The organism is Pseudomonas sp. FW305-20, assembly GCF_058788075.1.
Map to the genome: position 1 here is coordinate 33,218 of NZ_JBYTAJ010000023.1, position 24,963 is coordinate 58,180.

Consider the following 24,963-nt stretch of genomic DNA (forward strand, 5'->3'; position numbering starts at 1 on the left):
AACAACAAGTACGCGCTATTTATGCAGTGGCGTCACCTGATAAAAATGACAGTTAGTTGGTCTTTTTTGTTATAGATCTCCGTGGTTTTATAATTAATACATCCCGTTTGGTTGAATTCCCCCGATTTTGCGCTTCGGTTGCACACGCGTCAGGTCGGTGTGCGGTGGTCGGCGGCTTGCGGGCAAGTCGGGACAATTTTCTGATGAAAAGGCCGGAGGGAAGCTTGCGCGTTGAAAAAGGTCTGGTAGAATCCGCGGCCTAATTATGTGCGGTATTCAACAATAGTGTTGAGTGGCGGCACACTAGCCTGAGGAATACACCATGAAAGCCGATATCCATCCAGCGTACGAAACCATCGAAGTAACTTGCAGCTGCGGCAACAAGTTCGAAACTCGTTCGAACCTGTGCAAGCCACTGGGTACTGACGTATGCAACGAGTGCCACCCGTTCTACACCGGTAAGCAGAAGACTCTGGATACTGGCGGCCGTGTACAGCGCTTCGCAGACCGTTTCGGTGCTTTCGGCAAGAAACCTGCTGCTGCAGCAGAGTAAGGTTGCAAAGCCCCATGGGCTTTACCTTGCTGATGAAAAAGGCGTCCCTCGCGGGCGCCTTTTTTGTGTCTGCGATTTGGCTTTCCGGTGCCCAGGCCTTCTGCCCGGCGCCGAGCGGGCTGTCATCCGTTGTGGTGCAGCGGGTGGTGGATGGTGACACGCTGCGCCTGAGCGATGGCCGCAGCGTGCGCATGATCGGTTTGAATACGCCGGAGCTGGGCAAGAAAGGCCGTTCCGACGAGCCGTTCGCCGTGGCGGCACGCCAACGCCTGGAAGCGCTGGTGGCTGCCAATGATGGGCGGGTTGGTTTGCTGCCCGGTAAAGAAAGCAAAGACCATTACGGCCGAACCTTGGCCCATGTCTACGGTGCCGATGGCGCCAACCTTGAAGCGCAGATGCTTGCTGAAGGGCTCGGTTTCCTGGTGGCGGTCGCGCCGAATGTCGATCTGGTCGACTGCCAGCAAGCGGCGGAACACAGTGCCCGTCGGGCCGGACTCGGGTTGTGGCGTCAATCCCCTGTGCTGAAAGCGGAGCAGATCAACACGTCCGGATTCGCGGTGCTCAGCGGTCGTGTGAGCAAGGTTCAGCGCAATCGCGGCGGGATTTGGATCGAGTTGCAGGATTCGGTTGTATTGCGCGTTGCACCCAATTTGCTGGAGCAGTTCGATGTGGCGAATCTCGAGCGGCTGAAGGGCAGGCAGATCGAGGCCCGTGGTTGGGTGCTGGATCGCTCGCGGCGTGGCGGACTGAAAGAAGGGCAGGCGCGCTGGCTTTTGCCCTTGACCGACCCGGCGATGCTTCAACTGGCGCAGTGATAAAAAATTGTAGACATTTTTTCTGTCGATTGTGAACAGTCAATCCCTTGTGTTCCGCGGCTCTTGGTCCAAAGTCGTAGGGCCGGGCGCTTGACAGGGGTGACTGGTCAGTCTTGTGAGGACTTTGCGAGGCGAGTATCCTCGGCGGTCCGTCTGTCCAACAGTAAAAAGCGGAATGCCCCTATGTCTGATCTGAAAACTGCCGCTCTCGAATATCACGCCCATCCCCGTCCAGGGAAGCTGAGTGTCGAGCTCACCAAGGCCACCGCTACCGCCCGCGACCTGTCGCTGGCCTACAGCCCCGGCGTAGCCGAACCAGTACGCGAAATCGCCCGCGATCCTGAACTGGCCTACAAATACACCGGCAAAGGCAACCTGGTTGCAGTCATTTCCGATGGCACCGCAATTCTCGGCCTGGGTAACCTTGGCCCATTGGCTTCCAAGCCAGTCATGGAAGGTAAAGGCGTGCTGTTCAAGCGCTTCGCCGGCATCGACGTTTTCGACATCGAAGTCGACTCCGAAAGCCCGCAAGCCTTCATCGACACCGTCAAGCGTATCTCCATCACCTTCGGTGGCATCAATCTGGAAGACATCAAGGCACCTGAGTGCTTTGAGATCGAACGTGCTCTGATCGAGCAGTGCGACATTCCGGTATTCCACGATGACCAGCACGGCACCGCGATCGTTACTGCGGCCGGCATGATCAACGCCCTGGAAATCGCTGGCAAAACCCTCGCCGACGCCAAGATCGTCTGCCTGGGCGCCGGTGCTGCCGCCATCTCCTGCATGAAACTGCTGGTGAGCATGGGTGCCAACATCGAAAACATCTTCATGGTTGACCGTACCGGCGTGATCCACTCCGGCCGTGACGACCTGAACCAGTACAAGGCTGTTTTCGCTCACTCGACTGAAAAACGCACGCTGGCCGATGCCCTGAAAGGCGCGGACGTGTTCGTGGGCCTGTCCGGCCCGAACCTGCTGAGCGCTGAAGGCCTGAAGTCCATGGCGGCCAACCCGATCGTGTTCGCGTGCTCCAACCCTGATCCGGAAATCGCCCCGGAACTGGCTCACGCCACCCGTGACGATGTGATCATGGCCACCGGCCGTTCGGACTACCCGAACCAGGTCAACAACGTGCTGGGCTTCCCGTTCATCTTCCGTGGTGCCCTGGACGTTCGCGCCAAGCGCATCAACGAAGAAATGAAAGTGGCTGCGGCCAACGCCCTTCGTGAACTGGCCAAACTGCCGGTTCCACAGGAAGTGTGCGACGCCTACGGCGGCATCAAGCTGGAATTCGGTCGTGAGTACATCATTCCGAAACCAATGGATGCCCGCCTGATCACCGTGATCTCCGATGCCGTGGCCAAGGCTGCAATCGAGACCGGCGTAGCGACCCTGCCGTATCCGAAGAACTACCCGCTGAAAAGCGTGGATGACGTGTTCAACGGCTAAGTCGTTGTAGCGCTTCAACCCAAAGCCCCGGCTCTTGCGAGTCGGGGCTTTTTTATGTCTGAGGGTCGCCGATCGTTCCCACGCTCTGCGTGGGATGCAGCCCGGGACGCTCCGCGTCCCTTTCCAGAGCTGGAACGCAGAGCGTCCCTTGAGGCATTCCCACGCAGAGCGTGGGAACGATCAGCCCCGCTCTTCTTTCGAAGTCGGGGCTTTTTGCAGCTCCAGGCGATCAGAACAAATCGATCGGCGCCGCTTCATCCGCTGGCAGCGGGCTACCCGGCGCAATGCCGTTGCCCAGCTCGTTTGCCGACGGTGGCGTGTCTTCGGCCTTGAACAGCTCGAAGTAGGCGCCTGGCGTGCCTGGGCTGGCTGCACGGCCGCTGATCGGGTCGACTCGCAGGCTGAGGATGCCTTCCGGCTCTGGCTGCGTGTGGGGCGGCAGGTCTTTGAGTGCGGCGCCCATGTAGCTCATCCAGATCGGCAGGGCGACGGTACCGCCGAACTCCTTGCGACCCAGGCTTTCAGGCTGGTCGAAACCGGTCCAGACCGTGGTCACATAATCGGCGTTGTACCCGGAGAACCAGGCATCCTTGGACTCGTTGGTGGTACCGGTCTTGCCCGCAATGTCGCTACGGCCCAAGGCCAGGGCGCGGCGGCCGGTGCCGAGTTTGATGACGTCCTCGAGCATGCTGTTGAGGATGTAAGTGGTGCGGCCATCGACGATGCGCTCGGCCACGGCCGGCGTTTGTGGTGCTGGCTGTGCGGTCAGCGCTTCGCCGGGGGTGGCGCTGACGGTGAAGGCGTTGGCCGCGACAGGGGCGGCTATACCGTCGGTGACGACGTTGCCTTTGGGGACGCTCGGCGGGTTGGCGACGAACAGCGTGTCGCCATTGCGGCTTTCGATCTTGTCGATGATGTAGGGGGTGATCTTGTAGCCGCCGTTGGCGAAAGTGCTCCAGCCGGTAGCGATTTCCATGGGCGTCAGCGTCGCGGTGCCCAGGGCCAGGGACAGGTTGCGTGGCAGGTCCTGCTTGTTGAAGCCGAACTTGCTGATGTAGTCGATGGTGCGGTCAACGCCCAGCGCTTGCAGCAAGCGGATCGACACCAGGTTGCGCGACTTGTAGAGCGCCTCGCGCATGCGGATCGGGCCGAGGAAGGTGTTGGTATCGTTCTTTGGGCGCCAGACTTTGTCCAGGTACTCGTCGACGAACACGATCGGTGCGTCGTTCACCAGGCTGGCGGCGGTGTAGCCGTTATCCAGCGCTGCACTGTAGACGAACGGCTTGAAGCTCGAGCCCGGCTGGCGCTTGGCCTGCATGGCGCGGTTGTAGTTGCTCTGTTCGAAGGCGAAGCCGCCGACCAGGGAACGAATTGCACCGTTCTGCGGATCGAGGGAAACCAGGGCGCCCTGAACCTGTGGGATCTGGCTGAATTTCAGCGAGTTGTCTGGCTGGCGCTGCACACGAATCAGGTCGCCGACCTGGGCAACGTCCGAAGGCTGTTTCGGATTGGCGCCCATGCTGTTGGTGTTGAGGAACGGCCGCGCCCATTTCATGGTGTCCCAGCTGACATGTTCCTCACCGGTACGGGTCAGCACTTGCAGGCCGGTCTTGTCGACCTGGGTGACGATGGCGGGCTCAAGGCTGCTGATGGTGCGTTGCTTGGTCAGCTCGGTTGTCCAGGCCTCGCGAGTCTTGCCCGGCAGGCGCGACTCCGGTCCGCGATAACCATGGCGCTGGTCGTAGGTCATCAACCCTTCATGGAGGGCGGTGTTGGCCATTTCCTGCAGGTTGCTCGGCACCGTGGTGGTGACGCGGAAACCCTCGGTATAGGCGTCGCTGCCATAACGGCCGACCATTTCGGCGCGGGCCATTTCAGCGATGTACGGTGCGTTCACTTCCGGGGTCGGCACGTGATAACTGGCGTTCAGCGGTTCGTTGATCGCGGTCGTGTAGTCGGCTTCGGTGATTTTGCCGAGCTTGTACATGCGCCCAAGGATCCAGTCGCGTCGCTCCTTGCTGCGGGCCGGATTGGCCAGCGGGTTGAAGCGCGAAGGGGCTTTTGGCAGGCCGGCGATCATCGCCATCTGCGCCAGGCTGACATCACGAATCGACTTGCCGTAGTAAACCTGCGCGGCGGCCTCGATGCCATAAGCACGGTTGCCCAGATAGATCTTGTTGACGTACAACTCGAGAATCTCGTCCTTGGTCAACTGCCGTTCAATCTGCAGGGCCAGGAGAATTTCAGTGGTTTTGCGCGAGAAGCTGCGTTCGCTGGTCAGGAAGAAATTCTTCGCCACCTGCATGGTGATGGTGCTGCCACCGGACTGAATGTGTCCGCTTTTTATCAACTGGGTGGCCGCGCGCATCAGGCTGCCAGGATCGACACCGTAATGATTGGCGAAGTTGTCGTCTTCAGCACTTAGTAACGCATTAATGAAATTGGGCGGAATGTCGGCGAACCGGATCGGTGTGCGGCGCATTTCGCCAAATTCTGCGATCAGCTTGTTGTCGCTGCTGTAGACCCGCAAAGGAATCTGCAACTGGATGCTTCTCAGAGCCTCCACGGATGGTAATCCCGGACTAAGGTAGAGAAAGGCGCCGCTAAGACCGAGGAGCAGTCCGCAGAAAACGGCGACGATGGACCAACCGAAAAATTTCAGCAGACGAATCAAGGCTTTTGGACATCCAGGGCAAAGAATGAATTAGGCATCAGGGTTCAGATAAACAGGAAACGACCCGCACTTGAAGTAAAAACCGGAAAAAAGCGCTGGGCATTATAAGCATTTTTCCGGCGGGAGCGTGATTTGCGCTGCTGTCAAGACGGGTGGTTTGAACGCAATGGATATTACAGAGTCCGTAAGACACGGATAGTCATAGGGAATTGGTAGTGCTAGGACTCTTCAATAAGAAAGCCAATACGCTTCTGGGGATCGACATCAGCTCCACGTCGGTCAAGCTTCTGGAGCTAAGCCGCCAAGGCGACCGTTATCGGGTCGAGGCCTATGCGGTGGAACCTTTACCCACTAATGCGGTGGTCGAGAAAAATATCGCCGAGCTCGAAGGCGTAGGGCAGGCGCTCGCCCGCGTGTTGCTCAAGGCCAGGACCAACCTCAGGAACGTCGCCGTGGCCGTGGCCGGTTCGGCGGTGATTACCAAGACCATCGAGATGGACGCCGGTCTTTCCGACGACGAAATGGAAAACCAGCTGAAGATCGAGGCCGATCAATACATCCCTTATCCATTGGACGAAGTGGCCATCGACTTTGAGGTCCAGGGCGTTTCTGCGCGCAACCCCGAACGGGTCAACGTGCTGCTGGCGGCCTGTCGCAAGGAAAACGTCGAGGTCCGGGAAGCGGCCCTGGCCCTGGCCGGCCTGACAGCTCGTGTGGTTGACGTCGAGGCCTATGCGCTGGAGCGTTCCTACGGATTGCTGGCGAGACAGCTGGCTGCCTCTCAGGAGCGTTTCACGGTAGCGGTGGTCGATATCGGCGCCACCATGACCACCCTGAGCGTGCTGCACCAGGGGCGGATCATCTACACCCGCGAGCAATTGTTCGGCGGTCGTCAACTCACGGAAGAAATCCAGCGACGTTATGGCCTGACCATCGAGCAGGCGGGGCTGGCGAAGAAACAGGGTGGTTTGCCGGACGATTACGTCATTGAGGTGTTACAGCCGTTTCGCGATGCGCTGGTGCAACAGGTGTCGCGTTCGTTGCAGTTTTTCTTCGCCTCCGGTCAGTACAGCTCGGTCGATCACATTCTATTGGCCGGCGGTACCGCATCGGTTCCGGGGCTGGACCGCTTGATCGAACAACGTTTGGGTACGCCGACGCAGGTGGCCAACCCCTTTTCCGACATGGCCTTGAGCAGCAAGGTCAACGCCGGTGCCCTGGCCAGCGATGCGCCGGCACTGATGATCGCCTGCGGGCTGGCCCTCAGGAGTTTCGACTGATGGCACGGATCAATCTTTTACCCTGGCGCGAAGAACTGCGTGAAGTGCGCCGCAAACGCTTTCTGCTGGCGCTGGTCGGTGTGATCGTAGGGGCTGTGGGTGCTGTGCTCATCGCGAACCAGGCCATCAGTGGCGCTATCGATCGGCAAGTGGCTCGAAACGATTACATCGGCAAACAGATTGCCGTGGTTGATGAGCGGATCAAACAGATCAGCGATTTGAAGGCGCGTCGCCAGCAACTGGTCGAGCGCATGCGCATCATCCAGGACCTGCAAGGCAACCGGCCGATCAGCGGACGTATTTTCGATCAGCTGGCGCGGACGCTGCCCGACGGCGTGTATTTCACTGAGGTGAACATGGCCGGCAAATCCTTGTCCATCACCGGAGCGGCCGAGTCCAACAATCGTGTCTCGGACCTGATGCGCAATCTGGATGCGTCCGATTGGTTCGATGCGCCCAGCCTCACGGAAGTCAAGGCGATGACCGCCGGTCAGCTGGATCAGGCCAACGTCTTTCAGCTGACCGTTCGTCAGACCCAGCCCGCCGCTGCGGAGGGCGGCAAATGAGGCTGTCTGACTGGTTCGAAAGCTTGCGCAAGATCGACATCAATGACCTGGACACCAATAACATGGGTTCCTGGCCGCCAGCCATCAAAGCACTGGCGGGTATCCTGCTCATGATGCTGGTGCTTTCGCTGGGCTACAGTTTTTCCATCAGTGACCTTCAGAGCCACCTCGAACTCAAGCGCGAGGAAGAGTCGGCCCTCAAGGAGCAATTCGCCAACAAGGCCCATATGGCGGCGAATCTGGAGCTGTATACGCAGCAGATGAAGGAAATGGAGAACTCCTTTGGCGTACTTCTGCGGCAATTGCCCAGCGACACCGAAGTGCCCGGCTTGCTGGAGGACATTACTCGCACCGGCCTGGGCAGTGGCCTGGAGTTCGAAGAGATCAAACTGCTGCCGGAGAACACGCAGCAGTTCTACATCGAGCTACCGATCCAGATCACCGTCACCGGCGCCTATCATGACCTGGCCACCTTCGTCAGCGGTGTTGCCGGGCTGCCCCGGATTGTCACCCTGCATGACTTTGACCTTGCACCGGCCAACCCGGAAGGTGGCTCGAAGTTGCGCATGAGAATCCTCGCCAAGACCTACCGCTACAACGACAAGGGGCTGCAAAAATGAGCCCGATTCGTTGCTTGTCGATGGTTGTGTTGGTCGCCGGCCTGGCCGGTTGCGGCGGCGACAATGATTTCAGCGACCTGGATGCCTACATGAACGAAATGCGGTTGCGTGCGCCCGGCAAGATTGAACCAACGCCGACATTTCGGTCTTACCCAACATTCACCTACAGCGCCGCCAACCTGCGAAGCCCGTTTTCCCGACAGATCAGAGTCGATCTGGCCGGCCAGAAACACGGCTCGCGAAACGTCAAACCTGATCCGAATCGGGTCAAGCAGTACCTCGAAGGTTTCAACATCGAGCAGTTTGAAATGGTCGGAACGATCGCCAATGCGACCGGTTCCTTCGCGCTGCTGCGCGGGGCGGGCGGGGTGCATCGGTTGAAAGTCGGCGATTACCTGGGGCGTAACGATGGGAGGATCGTCGCCATCAGTGGTTCGCAGGTCGATGTGGTCGAAATCGTTCCCGACGGCGAAGGCGCCTGGCTGGAGCGGCCGCGGACCATCCCTTTGAAAGAACACTCATAGTGGAACTCGAATAATGAACAGGATTTTCTCAACCTTCGGTACTTCGCTATGGATAGCGTTGCTGTCGCCGATGGTACTAGCGGCCAACCTTGAAGCGCTGGATGTTGCGGCGTTGCCGGGGGACCGCGTCGAGTTGAAGTTGTCGTTCGATGGGCCGCCACCGTCGCCTCAGGGTTACACCACGCAATCGCCGGCACGGATTGCGCTGGATCTGCCTGGTGTCGTCAGTCAGTTGAAAAGCAAAAATCGTGAACTGGGCGGCGGAAATGCCCGCAGCGCGACGGTGGTGCAAGCCAAGGACCGTGCGCGGCTGATCATCAATCTGACCCAGTTGACGCCTTACAACGCACGGGTCGAAGGCAACACGCTGTTGGTGGTCGTCGGGCAAGGCGCCAACAAAACGGCCTCCAGCCCGGCGCCCAAAACGCCGCGTGCAGCGACTGCAACGCCAGCCCCGGCGAAAGCCTATGCGCCGGCAGGCAAGGCCATCCGGGGTGTGGATTTCCAGCGCGGCACCCAGGGCGAAGGCAATGTGGTCATCGATCTGTCGGACCCTTCCATTGCCCCGGACATTCAGGAGCGCGACGGCAAGATCATTCTCGATTTCCCCAGGACCCGATTGCCTGAACCGTTACGTGTTCGTCTGGACGTCAAGGATTTCGCCACCCCGGTGCAGTTCGTCAACGCCAGCGCCACGGGCGATCGGGCCACGATCAGCATTGAACCCATCGGCGCCTTCGATTATTCGACTTACCAGACCGACAACAAGCTGACCGTCAGCATCCGGCCGATGACCGCCGATGACTTGCAGAAACGCAACACCGAACGCTTCGCCTACACCGGTGAAAAGCTTTCGCTGAATTTCCAGGACATTGATGTGCGTTCGGTGCTGCAACTGATCGCCGATTTCACCAACCTCAATCTGGTGGCCAGCGACACGGTGCAGGGCGGTATCACCCTGCGCTTGCAGAACGTACCGTGGGATCAGGCGCTGGATCTGGTGTTGAAAACCAAGGGCCTGGATAAACGCAAGATCGGTAACGTTTTGCTGGTGGCGCCAGCCGATGAAATTGCCGCCCGCGAGCGTCAGGAACTGGAGTCGCAGAAGCAGATTGCTGACCTCGCGCCCCTGCGTCGCGAATTGTTGCAAGTCAACTACGCCAAAGCTGCCGATATCGCCAAGCTGTTCCAGTCGGTCACCAGTGTCGAGTCGAAAGTCGACGAGCGGGGCTCGATCACCGTGGATGAGCGGACCAACAACATCATTGCCTACCAGACCCAGAACCGCCTCGACGAACTGCGCCGTATCGTCGCGCAACTGGATATCCCGGTGCGTCAGGTGATGATCGAAGCACGGATCGTCGAAGCCAACGTCGACTATGACAAAAGCCTCGGCGTGCGCTGGGGCGGATCAATCCAGAACAAGGGCAACTGGAACACCTCGGGTGTCAGTAATAGTGGGGCGAATGCTTCATCGACCATCGGTACGCCTGGCAGCACCAGCACCAACTCGCCATTCGTCGACCTGGGTGCCGCCGGCAATACCTCGGGGCTCGGGATCGCCTTCATCACCGACAATGTGTTGCTGGATCTCGAGCTGACGGCCATGGAGAAGACCGGCAACGGCGAAATCGTCTCGCAGCCCAAGGTGGTCACCTCGGACAAGGAAACCGCGAAAATCCTCAAGGGCACGGAGATTCCCTATCAGGAAGCCAGCTCCAGCGGCGCAACGTCGGTGTCGTTCAAGGAGGCCTCGCTGTCTCTGGAAGTGACGCCGCAAATCACGCCGGACAACCGGATCATCATGGAGGTCAAGGTCACCAAGGACGAACCGGACTACCTGAACAAGGTGCAGGATGTGCCGCCGATCAAGAAAAACGAGGTCAATGCCAAGGTCCTGGTCAACGACGGCGAGACCATCGTCATTGGCGGGGTTTTCTCAAATACTCAGAGCAAGGTTGTAGATAAGGTGCCATTTCTCGGCGATGTGCCGTATCTTGGCCGCCTTTTCCGGCGTGACGTGGTTTCGGAGAAAAAATCCGAGCTGTTGGTGTTTCTCACACCGCGTATCATGAATAACCAGGCGATTGCTGTGAGTCGTTGATTCTGTGCGAAATTTGATTCTTGTTGGACCGATGGGGGCTGGAAAAAGCACCATCGGCCGGTTGCTGGCCAAAGAGCTGCGCCTGCCGTTCAAAGATTCCGATAAGGAAATTGAATTGCGCACGGGCGCCAATATCCCGTGGATCTTCGATAAGGAAGGCGAACCAGGCTTTCGTGACCGCGAGCAGGCGATGATTGCCGAGCTGTGCGGGTGCGACGGCGTGGTGCTGGCGACCGGTGGCGGCGCGGTGATGCGCGAGGCCAATCGCCGGGCGCTGCACGCCGGGGGGCGAGTGGTCTATCTGCATGCGTCTGTCGAGCAGCAAGTGGGCCGCACGTCCCGCGATCGCAATCGCCCCCTGTTGCGTACTGCCGATCCGGCCAAGACCCTTCGGGATCTGCTGGCGATCCGCGATCCGCTTTATCGGGAAATTGCCGATCTGGTGGTGGAAACCGATGAGCGGCCGCCGCGTATGGTCGTGCTCGATATTCTCGAACGCTTGCAGCAGCTACCTCCCCGTTAAAGCGCAGCGCGAAATGCGCTATCCTCGGCGTCCTGTCGTGGCCGCTCAAGGTTGTGGCAGATGGCTATCGAACGGCGTCACAGCAGCAGACGCCGTGGACATTCGTTAACTCAAGGCAGGACGCCTGATTCCATCTTCACTGTGGGGACACATGCAGACACTCAAGGTCGATCTAGGCGAGCGCAGCTACCCGATTCATATTGGCGAAGGTTTGTTGGATCAGCCGGAACTGCTGGCCCCGCATATCCGTGGACGGCAAGTGGCGATCATCTCCAACGAGACCGTTGCGCCGCTCTATCTCGAGCGTCTGACCCGCAGCCTCGCGCAGTTCTCGGTGGTTTCCGTGGTATTGCCGGACGGTGAAGCGTTCAAGACCTGGGAAACCCTGCAACTGATTTTCGACGGATTGCTGACCGCGCGGCACGACCGCCGTACCACGGTCATCGCCCTCGGTGGTGGCGTGATTGGTGACATGGCCGGTTTTGCTGCCGCCTGCTATCAGCGTGGTGTCGATTTCATCCAGATCCCGACCACACTGTTGTCGCAAGTCGACTCCTCGGTAGGCGGCAAGACCGGGATCAACCATCCGTTGGGCAAGAACATGGTCGGCGCTTTCTATCAGCCGAACGTGGTGCTGATCGATACCGCGACCCTCAATACCCTGCCGGCCCGGGAACTCTCCGCCGGGCTTGCCGAGGTCATCAAATACGGGCTGATCTGCGACGAACCGTTTCTGACCTGGCTCGAAGAAAACGTCGATCGCCTGCGCGCCCTGGACCAGGTCGCCCTGACCTACGCCATCGAGCGCTCTTGCGCGGCCAAGGCTGCGGTGGTCGGTGCCGACGAGCGGGAGACCGGTGTTCGCGCCACGCTCAACCTGGGTCACACCTTCGGCCACGCCATCGAAACCCACATGGGCTATGGTGTCTGGCTACATGGTGAGGCGGTCGCTGCTGGCACCGTAATGGCCTTGGAAATGTCCACGCGCCTGGGCTGGATCAGCGAACAGGAACGCGATCGCGGCATTCGTCTGTTCCAGCGTGCCGGCCTGCCGGTTATCCCGCCAGAAGAGATGACTGAAGCCGATTTTCTCGAACACATGGCAATTGACAAGAAAGTGATCGACGGTCGTTTGCGCCTGGTGCTGCTGCGCCACATGGGCGAAGCGGTGGTGACCGACGATTATCCGAAAGAGGTTTTACAGGCCACGCTGGGAGCGGATTACCGCGCTCTGGCTCAGCTTAAAGGTTAATAAGATCCCGATGACTAGTTTGCACGCCGACGAGGCTTTCCTCGGCCATTACCAGTTGAGTCACGACCCTTTTTCTCCACGGGTGCCTGGCTTCAAATTCTTCCCGGCCCAGCGCAAACCGGTGCTGGGGCAACTGCATCACCTGGCACGCTACAGTCAGTTGTTGCTGGTCGTCACGGGCCCGCAAGGCAGTGGCAAGACGCTGTTGCGTCAGGCCTTGGTGGCCAGCACCAACAAACAGTCGGTGCAGAGCGTGGTGGTTTCCGCCCGTGGCGCCGGTGATGCGGCCGGCGTGCTGCGTCAGGTGGCCCAGGCGCTGAATGTCGCCCAGGCCGAGATCGGCGCGATTCTGGCCCAAGTGGTGCAACTTGCGTTGACGGGGCAGGAAGTCTATTTGCTGGTGGATGACGCCGAGCAGCTTGACGAGTCCGCGCTGGAAGCCTTGCTGGCCCTGGCTGCCGGTGCACCGGAAGGTCGCCCGCATGTGTTCCTGTTCGGCGAGTCGTCGCTGATTGCTCAACTGGATGCGCTGAGCCTCGAGGAAGAGCGTTTCCACGTCATCGAGTTGCAGCCTTACACCGAAGAAGAAACCCGCGAGTATCTGGAACAGCGTCTCGAAGGCGCCGGCCGGGGTATCGAACTTTTCACCGCAGATCAGATCTCTGATATTCACGAAAGCTCCGACGGTTGGCCTGGCACCATCAACCAGGTTGCCCGCGATGCAATGATCGAAGCCATGATTGCCAGCCGCTCAGCGGTGAAGCGTCCAAGTATGGGGTTCAACATGCCGAAGAAACACGTATTGGCGATATCCGCCGTTGTCGTGGTCGCGGTAGCCGCCGCCTGGTTGATGCCGGGTCGCAGCAAAGCACCGACCACCGGCGCGCCTGCCAATGAACAGGCGCAACTGCCGCTCGGCCAGGGCACGCCACAACCTGACAGCGGCGGCGCGCCTGCCGTCGAATTCGCCGGTAACTCGCAGCCGATGCCATTGCCGCTGGTCGGCAACTCGCAACCGGTCATGCGCGGTCCGCTGGCCGAAGCCGCCGGCGGCATCACCGAAGGCGATGACGGCGTGCCGGTCGAAGGTTCGAGCGCTACACCGCCGACCGTGACGACCACCGCGCCGCCTGCGGGCATCCAGCCTGGCCCGGCACCGACACCTGCCGCCAAGCCTGTGCCTGCGCCGACTCAGGTCGCGACGGCCAAGCCAGTCCCGGTTGCGCCTGCCGTGAAGCCGGCTCCCGCTCCAGTGCCAGCCAAGCCAGCCGCCGCAGCCGCCAAGCCTGCCGAGAAACCAGCCGCCGTGGCCAAGGCTGCCGGCGGCACCTGGTACTCAGCGCAAGCGCCGGGTAACTACGTGGTGCAGATCCTCGGCACCAGTTCCGAAGCGGCCGCGCAATCCTTCGTCAAGGAGCAGGGCGGCGAGTACCGTTATTTCAAGAAAGTCCTCAACGGCAAGCCGCTTTACGTCATCACCTACGGTAGCTTCGCCAACCGCGATGCAGCCGTTACCGCTATCAAGGCCTTGCCAGCGAAGGTTCAGGCTGGTAAACCTTGGCCTCGCACTGTCGCCAGCGTCCAACAGGAACTGGCAACAACTCGCTGAAGATTCGGCGGCCTTACCCAGGCCGCCTCTCCAAGCACCTCAAAATTTCTACAAGCGCATGCCGTCTCTACAGACCGCGTGCCTTGTGGTGTCTGCGTCACAGTAGTCTTTGAGTCGTTGCGGTCAAAATTAAAAAAGTTTTGACTAGCACAGCATATCGCTTTAAACCTTTCACAAATGCGACATAGATTTGCGACAGTTCGTCGTCAAATTTGTGAGCCTCCGTGTCGGTGTGTACAATGACCTCCCTTTTGCCCCCGCAAAGCTGGCGTACGTTCGGCGCGGATGGTAAGTGGTTGAATTGAAAAGAAATTTGCCTCGACAAGAGGCAGCCTGGTGAGAAAGTGTCTATGAAAGCAGGTCTGTACCAACCAGATGAATTCAAGGATAACTGCGGTTTCGGCCTGATAGCCCATATGCAGGGCGAGCCCAGTCATACCCTTTTGCAAACGGCCATCGAGGCCCTGACCTGCATGACCCACCGCGGTGGGATCAACGCCGACGGCAAGACCGGTGACGGTTGCGGTCTGCTGATTCAAAAGCCGGACGTGTTCCTGCGAGCCATCGCCCAGGAAACCTTCGGCGTCGAACTGCCCAAGCAATATGCAGTGGGCATGGTCTTCTTCAACCAGGACCCGGTCAAAGCCGAAGCCGCTCGCGAGAACATGAACCGCGAGATCCTCGCTGCTGGCCTGACCCTCGTCGGCTGGCGCAAAGTGCCGATCGACACCAGCGTCCTCGGTCGCCTGGCCCTTGAGCGCCTGCCGCAGATCGAACAAGTGTTCATCGCCGGTGATGGCCTGAGCGATCAGGACATGGCCGTCAAGCTGTTCACCTCCCGTCGTCGCTCGTCCGTGGCCAACGCCGCCGACGCCGATCACTACGTCTGCAGCTTTTCGCACAAGACCATCATTTATAAAGGCCTGATGATGCCGGCGGATTTGACCGCCTTCTATCCAGACCTCAGCGACCAGCGCCTGCAGACCTCGATTTGCGTGTTCCACCAGCGCTTCTCGACCAACACCCTGCCGAAATGGCCGCTGGCCCAGCCGTTCCGCTTCCTCGCGCACAACGGCGAGATCAACACCATCACCGGTAACCGCAACTGGGCCGTGGCCCGTCGCACCAAGTTCACCAATGACCAGATGGACCTGGAAGAGCTCGGCCCGCTGGTCAACCGTGTCGGTTCCGACTCCTCCAGCATGGACAACATGCTCGAGTTGATGGTGACCGGTGGCATCGACCTGTTCCGTGGCGTGCGGATGATCATTCCGCCTGCGTGGCAGAACGTCGAAACCATGGACCCGGACCTGCGTGCGTTCTACGAATACAACTCGATGCACATGGAGCCGTGGGACGGTCCGGCCGGCGTGGTCATGACCGACGGTCGCTACGCGGTGTGCCTGCTCGACCGTAACGGTCTGCGTCCGGCGCGTTGGGTCACCACCAAGAACGGTTTCATCACCCTGGCCTCGGAAATCGGTGTCTGGAACTACCAGCCTGAAGACGTGCTCGCCAAGGGCCGCGTTGGCCCGGGTCAGATCTTTGCCGTGGACACCGAAACCGGCCAGATCCTCGACACCGACGCCATCGACAACCGCTTGAAGTCCCGTCATCCGTACAAGCAATGGCTGCGCAAGAATGCCCTGCGCATCCAGGCGACCATGGAAGATAACGACCACGGTTCGGCGTTCTACGACGTTGACCAGCTCAAGCAGTACATGAAGATGTACCAGGTCACTTTCGAAGAACGTGATCAGGTGCTGCGTCCGCTCGGCGAGCAAGGCTACGAAGCCGTCGGCTCGATGGGCGACGATACGCCGATGGCCGTGCTGTCCCAGCGCGTGCGCACGCCGTACGACTATTTCCGCCAGCAATTCGCGCAGGTCACCAACCCGCCGATCGACCCGCTGCGTGAAGCCATCGTCATGTCGCTGGAGATCTGCCTCGGTGCCGAGCGCAATATCTTCCAGGAGTCGCCGGAACACGCCTCGCGCGTGATCCTCAGCTCGCCGGTCATTTCCCCGGCCAAGTGGCGCTCGCTGATGAACCTCGATCGTCCGGGCTTCGAGCGCACGATCATCGACCTCAATTACGACGAAAGCGTCGGCCTCGAAGCGGCGATCCGCAACGTGGCTGATCAGGCTGAAGAAGCCGTGCGCTCCGGTCGTACCCAGGTCGTGCTGAGTGACCGTCACATTGCCCCGGGCAAGTTGCCGATCCACGCCTCCCTGGCCACCGGGGCGGTGCACCATCGCCTGACCGAAAAAGGCCTGCGTTGCGACTCCAACATCCTCGTGGAAACCGCGACGGCTCGCGATCCGCACCACTTTGCCGTGTTGATCGGTTTCGGCGCCTCGGCGGTCTATCCGTTCCTGGCCTATGAAGTGCTGGGCGACCTGATCCGTACCGGTGAAGTGCTGGGCGACCTCTATGAGGTGTTCAAGAACTACCGCAAAGGCATCACCAAAGGCCTGTTGAAGATCCTGTCGAAGATGGGTATCTCAACCATCACTTCGTACCGCGGTGCGCAGCTGTTCGAGGCCATCGGCCTGTCCGAAGAAGTCTGCGAGCTGAGCTTCCGTGGCGTGCCAAGCCGCATCAAAGGTGCGCGTTTCGTCGACATCGAAGCCGAGCAGAAAGCCCTGGCGGCCGAAGCCTGGAGCCCGCGCAAGCCGATCCAGCAGGGCGGTTTGCTGAAGTTCGTCCACGGTGGCGAATATCACGCGTACAACCCGGACGTGGTCAACACCCTGCAAGCCGCTGTGCAGCAGGGCGACTACAGCAAGTTCAAGGAATACACGGCGCTGGTGGACAACCGTCCGGTGTCGATGATCCGTGACATGTTCAAGGTCAAAACCCTGGACACGCCGCTGGACATCAGCGAGATCGAACCGCTGGAGTCGGTGCTCAAGCGCTTTGACTCCGCGGGCATCTCCCTCGGCGCCTTGTCGCCGGAAGCTCACGAAGCCCTCGCCGAAGCGATGAACCGCCTCGGTGCGCGTTCCAACTCCGGCGAAGGCGGCGAAGACCCGGCGCGCTACGGCACCATCAAGAGCTCGAAAATCAAGCAGGTCGCGACTGGCCGTTTCGGTGTGACCCCGGAATACCTGGTCAACGCTGAAGTGCTGCAGATCAAAGTCGCTCAGGGCGCCAAGCCCGGCGAAGGTGGTCAGCTGCCCGGCGGCAAGGTCAACGGTCTGATCGCCAAGCTGCGGTACGCAGTGCCGGGCGTGACCCTGATCTCGCCTCCACCGCACCACGACATCTACTCGATCGAAGACTTGTCGCAGCTGATTTTCGACCTGAAACAAGTCAACCCGAAGGCGCTGGTCTCGGTGAAGCTGGTTGCAGAAGCGGGCGTCGGCACCATCGCTGCCGGTGTGGCCAAGGCCTACGCGGACTTGATCACCATTTCCGGCTACGACGGCGGTACCGGTGCATCGCCGCTGACCTCGATCAAATACGCGGGCGCCCCGTGGGAACTCGGCCTGGCCGAAACCCACCAGACCCTGCGCGGCAACGATCTGCGCGGCAAAGTGCGGGTACAAACCGACGGTGGCCTGAAAACCGGCCTCGACGTGATCAAGGCAGCGATCCTCGGCGCTGAAAGCTTCGGCTTCGGCACCGCGCCAATGATCGCCCTTGGCTGCAAATACCTGCGCATCTGTCACCTGAACAACTGCGCCACCGGCGTCGCGACTCAGAACGAGAAGCTGCGCAAGGATCACTACATCGGGACCGTCGACATGGTGGTGAATTTCTTCACCTACGTCGCCGAAGAAACCCGTGAGTGGCTGGCCAAGCTGGGCGTGCGCTCCCTCGAAGAGTTGATCGGTCGTACCGATCTGCTGGACATCCTCGAAGGCCAGACCGCCAAGCAGCAACACCTGGACCTGACGCCGTTGCTGGGCAGCGATCACATCCCGGCGGACAAGCCTCAGTTCTGCCAGGTCGACCGCAACCCCCCGTTCGACAAAGGCCTGCTGGCCGAGAAAATGGTCGATCTGGCCACCTCGGCCATCAACGACATGAGCGGCGCTGATTTCGCGCTGGATATCTGCAACTGCGACCGTTCGATCGGCGCGCGGATCTCCGGTGAAATCGCTCGCAAGCATGGTAACCAAGGCATGGCGAATGCGCCGATCACCTTCCGCTTCAAAGGGACGGCCGGTCAGAGCTTCGGTGTGTGGAACGCTGGCGGCCTGAACATGTACCTGGAAGGCGACGCCAACGACTACGTCGGCAAAGGCATGACTGGCGGCAAGCTAGTTATCGTCCCGCCCAAGGGCAGCGTCTACAAGACTCAGGACAGTGCCATCATTGGCAACACCTGCCTGTACGGCGCCACTGGCGGCAAGCTGTTCGCCGCCGGTACCGCAGGCGAGCGTTTCGCGGTGCGTAACTCCGGTGCTCACACGGTTGTGGAAGGCACGGGCGATCACTGCTGCGAGTACATGACCGGTGGTTTCGTCTGCGTATTGGGCAAGACCGGTTACAACTTCGGCTCAGGCATGACCGGCGGTTTCGCCTACGTGCTCGACCAGGACAACTCCTTCGTTGACCGGGTCAACCACGAACTGGTGGAAATCCAGCGGATCAGCGGTGAGGCGATGGAAGCCTATCGCAGCCACCTGCAACGCGTGCTGAACGAATACGTCGAGGAAACCGACAGCGAGTGGGGTCGTAACCTCGCTGAAAACCTCGATGACTATCTGCGTCGTTTCTGGCTGGTCAAGCCCAAGGCTGCCAACCTGAAATCGTTGCTTTCCAGCACCCGTGCCAACCCGCAGTGATATGCGCCTGAAGAGTTTGATGAGGTTTTAACAATGGCTGAACGTCTGAATAACGACTTCCAGTTCATCGATGTCGGGCGCAAGGATCCGAAGAAGAAACTGTTGCGTCAACGCAAGAAAGAGTTCGTGGAGATCTACGAACCCTTCAAACCCCAGCATTCGGCCGATCAGGCCCACCGCTGCCTGGGTTGCGGTAACCCGTATTGCGAATGGAAGTGCCCGGTGCACAACTTCATTCCGAACTGGCTGAAGCTGGTGGCCGAGGGCAACATCCTCCAGGCCGCCGAGCTGTCGCACCAGACCAACACCCTGCCGGAAGTCTGTGGCCGGGTGTGTCCGCAGGATCGTCTGTGCGAGGGTGCCTGCACCCTCAACGACGGTTTCGGCGCGGTGACCATCGGTTCGGTCGAGAAGTACATCACCGACACCGCGTTCGCCATGGGCTGGCGCCCGGACATGTCCAAGGTCATACCGACCGGCAAGCGTGTTGCGGTGATCGGCGCAGGCCCGGCAGGCCTGGGCTGTGCCGACGTGCTGGTGCGCGGCGGCGTGACCCCGGTGGTGTTCGACAAGAACCCGGAAATCGGCGGCTTGCTGACCTTCGGCATCCCCGAGTTCAAGCTGGAAAAGACCGTGCTGAGCAATCGTCGCGAAGTCTTCACCGGCATGGGCATCGAGTTCCGCCTGAACACCGAAGTGGGCAAGGACGTGACCGTCGAGCAACTGCTCGAAGAATACGATGCCGTGTTCATGGGCATGGGTACCTACACCTACATGAAGGGTGGCTTTGCCGGTGAGGATTTGCCGGGCGTGCATGACGCGCTGGATTTCCTGATCGCCAACGTCAACCGCAACCTGGGCTTTGAAAAGTCGCCGGAAGATTTCGTCGACATGAAAGGCAAGAAGGTGGTGGTACTGGGTGGCGGCGACACGGCGATGGACTGCAACCGTACGTCGATTCGCCAGGGCGCCAAGTCGGTGACCTGCGCTTATCGTCGCGACGAAGCGAACATGCCGGGCTCGCGCAAAGAGGTGAAGAACGCCAAGGAAGAAGGCGTGAAATTCCTCTACAACCGCCAGCCGATCGCGATCGTCGGTGAAGACCGTGTCGAAGGCGTGAAGGTGGTCGAGACCCGTCTCGGCGAACCGGACGCCCGTGGCCGTCGCAGCCCCGAGCCGATCCCGGGTTCCGAAGAGATCATCCCGGCTGATGCCGTGGTCATTGCGTTCGGTTTCCGTCCAAGCCCGGCGTCGTGGTTCGAACAGCACAGCATCCAGACCGACAGCCAGGGCCGCGTCGTGGCCCCGGAGCAAGGTCAGTACAAGCATCAGACCAGCAACCCGAAAATCTTCGCCGGTGGTGATATGGTTCGCGGTTCTGACCTGGTGGTGACGGCGATCTTCGAAGGCCGCAATGCCGCCGAAGGGATCCTGGATTATCTGGGCGTTTAACCCCGATCCTGAACTGAAATGCAGTAACCCTGTGGGAGCGAGCCTGCTCGCGATAGCGGTGAATCAGTCACCAGATGTACTGACTGACACTCCGCTATCGCGAGCAGGCTCACTCCCACAGTCGTTTTATGGTGTTGCGAAGACAGTGTTCCACCGCGACAAATTGACCCGATAGACAAAAGGCTGACCTGCAACCGTGCCTTTTGCGTCGCGCTCTGAGAAAATGCCCGCACTTTTTTTCCGGATGCCGACATGACTGCCCTGAAGAACGACCGTTTCCTTCGCGCCCTGCTCAAGCAACCCGTAGACGTCACCCCCGTGTGGATGATGCGTCAGGCCGGTCGCTACCTGCCGGAATACCGCGCCAGCCGTGCCAAGGCCGGCGACTTCATGAGCCTGTGCATGAACCCGGAGTTCGCTTGCGAAGTCACGATGCAGCCGCTCGACCGCTACCCACAACTGGACGCGGCGATCCTGTTCTCCGACATCCTGACCATTCCCGATGCCATGGGCCAAGGCCTGTACTTCGAAACCGGTGAAGGTCCGCGCTTCAAGAAAGTCATCAGCACGATGGCGGACATCGAAGCGCTGCCGATTCCTGATCCGCACAAAGACCTCGGCTACGTCATGGACGCGGTCAGCACCATCCGCCGCGAACTGAACGGCCGCGTGCCGCTGATCGGCTTCGCCGGCAGCCCATGGACCCTGGCCACCTACATGGTCGAAGGCGGCTCGTCGAAAGACTACCGCAAGACCAAAACCATGCTCTACGACAACCCGCAAGCCTTGCACCTGTTGCTGGACAAGCTCGCGCAGACGGTCACCAGCTACCTCAACGGCCAGATCATGGCCGGGGCGCAAGCGGTGCAGATCTTCGACAGTTGGGGTGGCAGCCTTTCGGCGGCGGCGTACCAGGAATTCTCCCTGGCCTACATGCGCAAAATCGTCAGCGGCCTGATCCGTGAACACGAAGGCCGCAAAGTGCCGGTCATCCTGTTCACCAAGAACGGCGGCCTGTGGCTCGAAAGCATTGCTGACGCTGGCGCTGATGCGCTCGGCCTGGACTGGACCTGTGACATTGGCAGCGCCCGTGATCGCGTCGGCAGCAAAGTCGCCCTGCAAGGCAACATGGACCCGACCGTGCTGTACGCCAAGCCAGAAGCCATTCGCACCGAAGTCGGCCGCATCCTCGCCAGCTACGGCAAGGGCAGCGGCCACGTGTTCAACCTTGGTCATGGCATCACGCCCGAAGTCGACCCGGAACACGCCGGCGCCTTCCTGCGCGCGGTGCATGAACTGTCTGCGCAGTATCACGAGTGATCGTCGCGGGTTAACAAGCACCCTGCTTTTCTGTGGGAGTGAGCCTGCTCGCGATGGCGGTCTAACATCCAACTTAGATGTTGAATGTTATGACCTCATCGCGAGCAGGCTCGCTCCCACAGTTGTTTTGTATGAGGCAAATTCAGGCTTTCACTCCGCCGAGCGGCGGCAACTTCGCCAGTTTCAGCGCCACCAGCAGCGCAATCACCAGCAACCCGCCGATGAACAACCCGATCCCGTTCCATCCGCCCATGTGCCAGAACACCCCGCCCGCCGTCCCGGCAATGCTCGACCCGGCGTAATAGCTGAACAGGTAAAGCGACGATGCTTGCCCTTTGGCCTTGATCGCCCGACGGCCAATCCAGCTACTCGCCACCGAATGGGCGCCGAAGAAGCCGAAAGTGAAGATCAACATACCAATGATCACCACCGGCAGCGGCGTGAGCATGGTCAGGGCGAGGCCTGCGATCATCAGCACGATGGTCGCCCACAGCACTTTGCGACGGCCGAGCTGGTCGGCCAACGAGCCGATTTTCGCTGAGCTGTAGATACCCGACAGATACACCACCGAGAGCAGCCCGACGAAGGCCTGGTCCATGTGGTACGGCTCGGCCAGCAGGCGATAGCCGATGTAGTTGAAGAGGGTGACGAACGCGCCCATCAGCACGAAGGCTTCAAGGAATAGCAGCGGCAGGCCGGCGTCACGAAAGTGCAGAGTGAACCCGTCAATCAGGCTGCGCGGGTGCAAAGAGCGGGCGCGGAAGTTGCGCGACTCGGGAAGGATTTTCCAGAACACCGCCGCCGCGATCAGGGCCAGGCCGCCGATTACCAGCATCGCCGTGTGCCAGCTGACAAAGTCGATCAACACGCCAGTGATCAAGCGTCCGCACATCCCGCCAATCGCGTTGCCGGCGATGTACAAACCCATGGCCAGGCCGATGTGCTGCGGGTGGATCTCTTCACTCAAGTAAGTCATGGCAACCGCTGCCAGGCCGCTCAACGACAACCCAATCAGCGCCCGCATCACCAGCACGCCGTGCCAGCTCGGCATTACTGAACTGGCGATGGTGCAGAGCGCGGCGGCGAACAGCGCGGCGACCATCACCGGTTTGCGTCCGATACGATCGGAGATCGGGCCGGTGATCAGCAGGCCGATGGCGAGCATGCCGGTGGCGACCGACAGGATCAGGCTGCTCTGAGCGGCGTTGATGGCGTACTCATGGGACAGCAGCGGCATCATCGGCTGCACGCAGTAAAGCAGGGCGAAGGTCGCGAAGCCGCCACAGAACAGCGCCAGCACAGTGCGCATGAACATTGGCGTGCCTTTTTCGATGTAGATCTCCTTTAATTCGGCGATAACATCGTCCACCGCGGCGGGCGGAACTTCATGAGCGAGTGGGGCGACAGCAGTTTTCACTTCAGACCTCGGGACAAGCAGCCGGTCAGGCAATGAAAAAAGCATATAGCCGCCTAATGATTCAATCCAATATATTGTTCGACCTGTTTGATAGGTTTAGCGACCTAATGGAGTTTTCATGGAATTGCGTCACCTGCGCTACTTCATCGCCGTCGCCGAAGAGCTGCACTTCGGCCGCGCCGCCCAGGTGCTGGGCATTTCGCAACCACCGCTGAGTCAGCAGATTCAGGCGCTGGAACAAGAAGTGGGAGCACGGTTGTTCGAGCGCACCAATCGTCGGGTGGAGCTCAGTGAAGCCGGCCGGTTGTTTCTGGAAGAGGCGCGGCTGGTGCTGGCGCAGGTCGACAAAGCGGCGGATGTTGCACGGCGGGCGCAGTTGGGTGAGCTGGGCGAACTGAAAATTGGCTTCACCTCGTCGGCGCCATTCAACTCGACTATTCCACAGGCGATCTTTTCATTTCGTCAGCGATTCCCGGCGGTGCACCTGAACCTGCGGGAGATGAGCAGCACCCAGGTCGCCGATGCGTTGGTGGAGGAGTCGATCGAAGTAGGAATCATGCGACCGCTTGGGTTACCGGACTCGCTCAGCGTGGTGGAACTGATGCGTGAGCCACTGGTGGCGGTGCTCAGCTCCAAGCATCCATTGGTGAACGACAGCGAAGAGGGCTTGTTTCTGTCGGCCCTGGCCCTCGAGCCTTTCGTATTTTTCCCACGCAGTTATGGCAGTGGTTTGTACGCACAATTGCTCAGCCTGGCTCGGGATGCCGGTTTCAGCCCGCACTTTGCCCAAGAGGCGGGCGAAGCGATGACGATCATTGGTCTGGTGGCGGCGGGGTTGGGTGTTTCGGTGCTGCCGGCGTCTTATCAGCGGATGCGCATCGATGGGGTGGTCTATCGGCCGTTGCTCGATCCTGAGGCGGTTTCGGCCGTGTGGCTGGTACAGCGCAAGGATCAGAAGTCGCCGATGGCCAAGGCGTTTGTGGAGTTGTTGACGCGTAAGGTTGAGCCGTTGAAGACGTGACTGCTTCGCAGTCAATCGCGGGCAAGCCCGCTCCCACAGGGTTCAGCGGTGTGAACACCTGTTTCGGCACGCTGCTGGACTTTGTGGGAGCGGGCTTGCCCGCGAAAGCGTCCGCGAGTTCACCAAAAAAGGAGCAGTTACCGATGCCATATCGGACGCTTCGCTTAAGGGTGTAAGACATTTCCGAACAACCTTGAACAGGCCACAGCGCCTTGCGGCATTGCCTACAACTACTCCAGAATCCGCCGGCTTGTGCGCTTTGGGGGCTATCGGTAATTTCGTTCGCATCACTGATTTCCAGTGATCGGGTTTAGTAGCCCGGTTTTCCCTCCCAAACGAATGCACAAGTGTCGTTCAGTCAGGCATACGTCTGCACTTGATGGTAGCTGTGCGCATGGCGCCCTTGGGTGCGCCGGATTTGGGTCGGTGTCCGGTCTACTAACTTGCGCGCAGCTGCCACCCTTCCGTTTAGTAGCGAGACAGGTTGCGGCACTACTAACAGGAAGACCTTCCCAATGTTCAAGCCAACTCCGAACCCGCCGGATTCCGAAACACGCACACCAAGCAAAATCTTCCTCATCGCCCCCAATATCGACAATCACACCCTGCTGGCATACGCCTGTGAATCCCTGGCATCAGCCAACGTCATGGCGAGCGATTTCGCGAGGTCTCTGCAAGGGTCGCAAAGCAACACACTGCTGGGGATTCAGCAGTCGATCATGCTGGGGGAGCTGGCGGTGAATCGGGTGCTGGATAACCTCGATCCATCCTAGTGCGTCAGGGCGCTAACACTGCCTGCTTTCCCGAGAGGGGCTTGTGAGACTCTGAGGATCCTGGGTAACCAGCCATCGCAGAGCCAGACAGGGCCGGGGCTATGTCGAACCGACCTGTTTGAGACGGCGCTATTGTGGCGAGGGAGCTTGCTCCCGCTGGGTCGCGAAGCGGCCCCAAAAGAAAGGACTGCTACGCAGTCCAGCGGGAGCAA

The 24,963-nt window shown here is 60.0% G+C and carries 18 protein-coding genes; 16 read left to right on the forward strand and 2 right to left on the reverse strand.

All coding sequences use genetic code 11. The annotated features are described in order from the left end of the window. The first annotated feature begins 322 nt into the window (after positions 1–322). The 3 genes from rpmE (at position 323) to AC3WP4_RS19425 (ending at position 2,820) form a co-directional block, all read left to right on the forward strand. Entirely contained in the window at positions 323–553 is a 231-nt protein-coding gene (rpmE, locus tag AC3WP4_RS19415; RefSeq protein ID WP_008149553.1) for a 50S ribosomal protein L31, read from the forward strand. A 14-nt stretch (positions 554–567) separates the two neighbouring features. Next, on the forward strand, positions 568–1,368 hold the full coding sequence (locus AC3WP4_RS19420) for a thermonuclease family protein (protein WP_102615680.1): 801 nt from the start codon (positions 568–570) through the stop codon (positions 1,366–1,368). Between the two features lie 183 nt (positions 1,369–1,551). Then, on the forward strand, positions 1,552–2,820 hold the full coding sequence (locus tag AC3WP4_RS19425) for a malic enzyme-like NAD(P)-binding protein (protein ID WP_008149557.1): 1,269 nt from the start codon (positions 1,552–1,554) through the stop codon (positions 2,818–2,820). 229 nt (positions 2,821–3,049) lie between these two features. Here AC3WP4_RS19425 and AC3WP4_RS19430 read toward each other — a convergent pair whose 3' ends face one another. Continuing rightward, positions 3,050–5,491: a penicillin-binding protein 1A gene (locus AC3WP4_RS19430; RefSeq protein ID WP_371916910.1), complete on the reverse strand. Its 2,442-nt coding sequence runs from the start codon at positions 5,489–5,491 to the stop codon at positions 3,050–3,052. A gap of 218 nt (positions 5,492–5,709) precedes the next feature. Between AC3WP4_RS19430 and AC3WP4_RS19435 the strand changes: the two genes are divergently transcribed. The 11 genes from AC3WP4_RS19435 (at position 5,710) to hemE (ending at position 21,540) form a co-directional block, all read left to right on the forward strand. After that, on the forward strand, positions 5,710–6,774 hold the full coding sequence (locus AC3WP4_RS19435; protein WP_102615679.1) for a pilus assembly protein PilM: 1,065 nt from the start codon (positions 5,710–5,712) through the stop codon (positions 6,772–6,774). After that, on the forward strand, positions 6,774–7,340 hold the full coding sequence (locus AC3WP4_RS19440; RefSeq protein WP_074872902.1) for a PilN domain-containing protein: 567 nt from the start codon (positions 6,774–6,776) through the stop codon (positions 7,338–7,340). Before AC3WP4_RS19435 ends, AC3WP4_RS19440 begins: the two co-directional genes overlap by 1 nt. After that, positions 7,337–7,960: a type 4a pilus biogenesis protein PilO gene (pilO, locus tag AC3WP4_RS19445; protein WP_074872905.1), complete on the forward strand. Its 624-nt coding sequence runs from the start codon at positions 7,337–7,339 to the stop codon at positions 7,958–7,960. The genes AC3WP4_RS19440 and pilO overlap by 4 nt, the downstream gene beginning before the upstream one ends. Further along, positions 7,957–8,484 carry a pilus assembly protein PilP gene (locus tag AC3WP4_RS19450; protein ID WP_074872908.1) on the forward strand — a complete coding sequence of 176 codons (528 nt, stop codon included), beginning with the start codon at positions 7,957–7,959 and terminating at the stop codon, positions 8,482–8,484. Before pilO ends, AC3WP4_RS19450 begins: the two co-directional genes overlap by 4 nt. Positions 8,485–8,497: 13 nt before the next feature. After that, positions 8,498–10,588 (forward strand): type IV pilus secretin PilQ, encoded by a 2,091-nt coding sequence (locus tag AC3WP4_RS19455; protein WP_102615678.1) that lies wholly within the window; start codon positions 8,498–8,500, stop codon positions 10,586–10,588. Positions 10,589–10,592: 4 nt separating this feature from the next. Further along, positions 10,593–11,111, forward strand: a complete 519-nt coding sequence (gene aroK / locus AC3WP4_RS19460; protein WP_010464421.1) for a shikimate kinase AroK — start codon at positions 10,593–10,595, stop codon at positions 11,109–11,111. Positions 11,112–11,262: 151 nt separating this feature from the next. Next, entirely contained in the window at positions 11,263–12,363 is a 1,101-nt protein-coding gene (aroB, locus tag AC3WP4_RS19465; protein ID WP_102615677.1) for a 3-dehydroquinate synthase, read from the forward strand. 10 nt (positions 12,364–12,373) lie between these two features. Next, positions 12,374–13,972, forward strand: coding sequence for an AAA family ATPase (locus tag AC3WP4_RS19470; RefSeq protein WP_102615676.1), 1,599 nt, complete (start codon positions 12,374–12,376; stop codon positions 13,970–13,972). A gap of 350 nt (positions 13,973–14,322) precedes the next feature. Further along, complete coding sequence (gltB, locus tag AC3WP4_RS19475; protein ID WP_102615675.1) at positions 14,323–18,768, forward strand: glutamate synthase large subunit; 4,446 nt, start codon at positions 14,323–14,325, stop codon at positions 18,766–18,768. A 33-nt stretch (positions 18,769–18,801) separates the two neighbouring features. Beyond that, positions 18,802–20,220, forward strand: coding sequence for an FAD-dependent oxidoreductase (locus AC3WP4_RS19480; RefSeq protein WP_008149580.1), 1,419 nt, complete (start codon positions 18,802–18,804; stop codon positions 20,218–20,220). Positions 20,221–20,472: 252 nt separating this feature from the next. Continuing rightward, on the forward strand, positions 20,473–21,540 hold the full coding sequence (gene hemE / locus AC3WP4_RS19485) for a uroporphyrinogen decarboxylase (RefSeq protein WP_008149581.1): 1,068 nt from the start codon (positions 20,473–20,475) through the stop codon (positions 21,538–21,540). A 142-nt stretch (positions 21,541–21,682) separates the two neighbouring features. Here hemE and AC3WP4_RS19490 read toward each other — a convergent pair whose 3' ends face one another. Continuing rightward, on the reverse strand, positions 21,683–22,909 hold the full coding sequence (locus AC3WP4_RS19490; protein ID WP_492575776.1) for an MFS transporter: 1,227 nt from the start codon (positions 22,907–22,909) through the stop codon (positions 21,683–21,685). A gap of 166 nt (positions 22,910–23,075) precedes the next feature. Here AC3WP4_RS19490 and AC3WP4_RS19495 point away from each other — a divergent pair, with 166 nt between their 5' ends. Both AC3WP4_RS19495 and AC3WP4_RS19500 read left to right on the forward strand, forming a co-directional pair. Further along, positions 23,076–23,978 carry a LysR family transcriptional regulator gene (locus AC3WP4_RS19495; RefSeq protein ID WP_102615673.1) on the forward strand — a complete coding sequence of 301 codons (903 nt, stop codon included), beginning with the start codon at positions 23,076–23,078 and terminating at the stop codon, positions 23,976–23,978. A gap of 515 nt (positions 23,979–24,493) precedes the next feature. After that, positions 24,494–24,751, forward strand: coding sequence for a DUF6124 family protein (locus tag AC3WP4_RS19500; protein ID WP_102615672.1), 258 nt, complete (start codon positions 24,494–24,496; stop codon positions 24,749–24,751). The last annotated feature ends 212 nt before the right edge of the window (positions 24,752–24,963 follow it).

What these genes read in the sequence shown, in the direction of transcription:
- AC3WP4_RS19420 (WP_102615680.1), top strand. Translation starts at nt 568, where the DNA reads ATGGGCTTTACCTTGCTGATGAAAAAGGCGTCCCTCGCGGGCGCCTTT.
- AC3WP4_RS19500 (WP_102615672.1), top strand. Translation starts at nt 24,494, where the DNA reads ATGTTCAAGCCAACTCCGAACCCGCCGGATTCCGAAACACGCACACCA.
- AC3WP4_RS19425 (WP_008149557.1), top strand. Translation starts at nt 1,552, where the DNA reads ATGTCTGATCTGAAAACTGCCGCTCTCGAATATCACGCCCATCCCCGT.
- AC3WP4_RS19495 (WP_102615673.1), top strand. Translation starts at nt 23,076, where the DNA reads ATGGAATTGCGTCACCTGCGCTACTTCATCGCCGTCGCCGAAGAGCTG.
- hemE (WP_008149581.1), top strand. Translation starts at nt 20,473, where the DNA reads ATGACTGCCCTGAAGAACGACCGTTTCCTTCGCGCCCTGCTCAAGCAA.
- AC3WP4_RS19455 (WP_102615678.1), top strand. Translation starts at nt 8,498, where the DNA reads ATGAACAGGATTTTCTCAACCTTCGGTACTTCGCTATGGATAGCGTTG.
- rpmE (WP_008149553.1), top strand. Translation starts at nt 323, where the DNA reads ATGAAAGCCGATATCCATCCAGCGTACGAAACCATCGAAGTAACTTGC.
- aroB (WP_102615677.1), top strand. Translation starts at nt 11,263, where the DNA reads ATGCAGACACTCAAGGTCGATCTAGGCGAGCGCAGCTACCCGATTCAT.
- pilO (WP_074872905.1), top strand. Translation starts at nt 7,337, where the DNA reads ATGAGGCTGTCTGACTGGTTCGAAAGCTTGCGCAAGATCGACATCAAT.
- AC3WP4_RS19440 (WP_074872902.1), top strand. Translation starts at nt 6,774, where the DNA reads ATGGCACGGATCAATCTTTTACCCTGGCGCGAAGAACTGCGTGAAGTG.
- AC3WP4_RS19450 (WP_074872908.1), top strand. Translation starts at nt 7,957, where the DNA reads ATGAGCCCGATTCGTTGCTTGTCGATGGTTGTGTTGGTCGCCGGCCTG.
- AC3WP4_RS19470 (WP_102615676.1), top strand. Translation starts at nt 12,374, where the DNA reads ATGACTAGTTTGCACGCCGACGAGGCTTTCCTCGGCCATTACCAGTTG.
- AC3WP4_RS19480 (WP_008149580.1), top strand. Translation starts at nt 18,802, where the DNA reads ATGGCTGAACGTCTGAATAACGACTTCCAGTTCATCGATGTCGGGCGC.
- gltB (WP_102615675.1), top strand. Translation starts at nt 14,323, where the DNA reads ATGAAAGCAGGTCTGTACCAACCAGATGAATTCAAGGATAACTGCGGT.